This window comes from Sphingomonas sp., from assembly GCF_026460985.1.
Taxonomy (GTDB): domain Bacteria; phylum Pseudomonadota; class Alphaproteobacteria; order Sphingomonadales; family Sphingomonadaceae; genus Sphingomonas.
The window spans coordinates 1-3,226 of the sequence record NZ_JAPKNM010000058.1; the positions used below are offsets into that span (position 1 = coordinate 1).

The following is a 3,226-nucleotide window of genomic DNA, read 5'->3' on the forward strand; positions in this document are numbered from 1 at the left end:
GGGTGCGGCTGCGCAGCAGCCGCGCGGAGCTGCGCTCCGCTCTACCCCTCTCCAAGCTGCGCTAGGCAGCAAGCTGCCAAGCTCCGCTATCCTCTCCCCTATCAAGGGGAGAGGATATTTGAGCCGAATGTCGATCCGCCCCAGCTTTCCCCTCGCTCACGGCCGCAGCACGATGCGTCCCTCGACCTTGCCGTCGCGCAGCCGGTCGAGGACCTGATTGACCGCCGACAGCGGCTCGACCGCGACCGTCGCCTTCACCTTGCCCTCGGCCGCGAAGGCCAAAGCGTCGGCCAGATCCTTGCGCGTGCCGACGATCGATCCGCGCACCGTGATCCGCTTGAGCACCAGGTCGAAGATCGGCGTCGGGAAGTCGCCCGGCGGCAGCCCGACCAATGCGACGGTGCCGCGCCGCCGGCTGCACGCGATCGCCTGGGCGAAGGCCGCGGGCGACACCGCGGTCACCAGCACGCCGTGCGCCCCGCCCCCGGTCGCGGCCCGCACCTTGGCGACGGCATCCTCGGTGGCGACGTTCGCGGTCACCTCCGCTCCGAGCGACTCCGCCAGCGCGAGCTTGTCGGGCGCGACGTCGAGCGCGGCGACGTGCAGCCCCATCGCCTTGGCGTATTGGATCGCGACGTGGCCGAGCCCGCCGATGCCCGAGATCACCACCCATTCGCCGGGCCGCGCCTCGGTCTCCATCAGCCCCTTGTAGCTGGTCACGCCGGCGCAGAGGATCGGGGCGAGTGCCGCGAAATCGGGGTTCGCCGGAAGGTGGCCGACATAGGCCGCCTTGGCGAGGGCATAATCGGCATAGGTGCCGTTGACGCTGTAGCCGCTGTTATGCTGCTGCTCGCACAGCGTTTCCCAACCCGTCTGGCAATATTCGCAGCGTCCGCAGGCATCGTACAGCCAGGGGACGCCGACCGCGTCGCCTTCCTTCAAATCGTCGACGCCCGCGCCCACCGCCGCGACGCGCCCGACGCCCTCATGCCCCGGGATCAGCGGCAGGGCCGGCTTCACCGGCCAATCGCCGTCCACGGCATGGAGATCGGTATGGCAGACGCCTGTGGCCTCGATCTTGACCAGCACCTCGCCCGGGCCGGGCTTCGGCACCGGCAGTTCCTCGATTGCGAGCGGTGCGCCGAATTCCCGCGCGACCGCGGCCCTCATCATCGTCATCGCCAAGCCTCCGGGCATCGATCCGGAGCCTTGATACTAGCCGCCGCGCGCACTGTCCGTCGGGGTAATCCCCGAACAGGGCCACGGTGGAATCCCCGCGCTCAGCTCGCGTAGAATTGCGGCAGCCAGTTGCGCGTCACCGTCACGCGGTCGCCGAGCTTCGTGACCCGGAAGAGCAAGGCCGCGAACTCGTCGGGCATCCCGATACAGCCATGCGTGGCATAGCGATTGTCGACCGTCTCGCCGCTGCCGTGCAGCGCCACCCCGCCCCAGGTCAGCCGCTGCATATAGGGCATAGGGGCGTTGTAGAGGTTCGAGATGTGATCCTTCTTCTTCTGCAGGATCGGGAAGGATCCGAGCGGGGTCGGCTTCTCGTCGGCGCCGTAGATCAGGATCGTGCGGCCGATCTCGACGCCGCCGCGATAGACGTAGAGCGTGTCGCGCGCGACATCGGCGACGATCTCGAGCTTGCCCGTCGGCGCGCGCTCGGGCTCCCACAGATATTCGCCTTCCTCGAGCGGGCTGTCGGGCGTCAGGATCGCGAGGACGATCGGGCCCTTGGCCGTTGCGGCCAGGGCGGCGGAGGGCATCAGCAACGATGCGAGGAGGAGCATGAGCGCGCCTCGGAGAAGCGAGGGTCGAGTCGTCATGCGCGTCGATATTGCTGGCGAAACGACCTCTGGCTAGCATGGTTTTTGGACTGTTCCGCAAGGGCACAGCTTAGCCTTTCGTTAAGCATGTGCGGGCGGACACGGGCGGGAGAGCGGATTTGCGGTTGAACCGGCGGACCTTCCTGGGCGCGGCTCTGGCGGCCGGGCACGCCCCTTCGCTCGCGCGCGAACCCGCGCCCACCACCGGCTGGACCAGGACGAAGGGCGGCGACGGCGGACAGGTGCTGCGCGTCACCAGCCTCGCCTCCGAGGGCCCGGGCACATTGCGCGCCGCGCTGGAGACGACGGGGCCGCGGCGGATCGTGTTCGCGGTGGGCGGCGTGATCGACCTCGGCCGCAAGAGCCTGTCGATCCGCGAGCCCTTCGTGACGATCGACGGCGAAAGCGCGCCCTCCCCCGGCATCACGCTGATCCGCGGCGGCATCTCGATCTCAGCGCACGATGTGGTGATCCGCCACATCCGGGTGCGCGCGGGCGCCGACGGGGCCGCGCCGAAGAGCGGCTGGGAAGTCGACGGACTCTCGACCAGCGCGGCGCACGACGTGATCGTCGACCATTGCTCCTTCGCCTGGGCGACCGACGAGAATCTCTCCGCCTCGGGCCCGCGCTTCGCCGGCGGCGACACGGTCGAGGCGTGGCGCCAGCACACCTCGCGGCGGATCAGCTTCACCCACAATATCGTCGCCGAGGGGCTGTCGAACTCGAGCCACGCCAAGGGCGAGCATTCGAAGGGCTCGCTGATCCACGACAACGTCACCGAGGTGCTGATCGCGGGCAATCTCTACGCGCATAATTACGAGCGCAACCAGCTGTTCAAGGGCGGCGCGCACGCCCTCACCGCGAACAACCTGATCTACGATCCCGGCAATCGCTGCATGCATTATGCGCTCAACGAGGAGGAATGGGTCGGCCATCCCTGGACGGTCGGCAGGCTGGCGATCGTCGGCAACGTCGTGCGCGGCGGTGCCTCGACCCGCGACGACCTGCCCTTCCTGATCCTCGAGGGCCAGGGCGACCTCGAATTGTTCGACCGCGACAATATCTTCACCCTCTCCGGCAGCCGCCCGATGGTGCCGATCGAAGTGATCTCGAACCGCAAGCCGAAGATCATCCCCCTCACCCGCCCGCCCTTCTGGCCCGAAGGCTTCAAGGCGCGGCCGGCGCGCCAGGTCGAGAAATGGGTCCTCGCCCAGGCCGGCGCGCGGCCCTGGGAGCGCGACGCGGTCGACAAAAGGATCGTGAGGGAGGTGCGCACCGGCAAGGGCCGGGTGATCGACGACGAGCGCGAGGTGGGCGGGTATCCGACGGGCGCTTGAAGCGGCAATCCTCCCCCGCCAGGGGGAGGTGGCAGGCGCAGCCTGACGGAGGGGGAGGAA

Annotated in this window: 3 protein-coding genes; 1 reads left to right on the forward strand and 2 read right to left on the reverse strand. The window is 68.8% G+C overall.

The window, feature by feature from the left end:
- Nucleotides 1-156 precede the first annotated feature (156 nt).
- On the reverse strand, nt 157-1,185 hold the full coding sequence (adhP, locus tag MT490_RS09515; protein ID WP_297386476.1) for an alcohol dehydrogenase AdhP: 1,029 nt from the start codon (nt 1,183-1,185) through the stop codon (nt 157-159).
- 95 nt (nt 1,186-1,280) lie between these two features.
- On the reverse strand, nt 1,281-1,793 hold the full coding sequence (locus MT490_RS09520; protein WP_297386472.1) for a L,D-transpeptidase family protein: 513 nt from the start codon (nt 1,791-1,793) through the stop codon (nt 1,281-1,283).
- 155 nt (nt 1,794-1,948) lie between these two features.
- Here MT490_RS09520 and MT490_RS09525 point away from each other — a divergent pair, with 155 nt between their 5' ends.
- Nucleotides 1,949-3,166 carry a pectate lyase gene (locus MT490_RS09525; RefSeq protein ID WP_297386474.1) on the forward strand — a complete coding sequence of 406 codons (1,218 nt, stop codon included), beginning with the start codon at nt 1,949-1,951 and terminating at the stop codon, nt 3,164-3,166.
- The last annotated feature ends 60 nt before the right edge of the window (nt 3,167-3,226 follow it).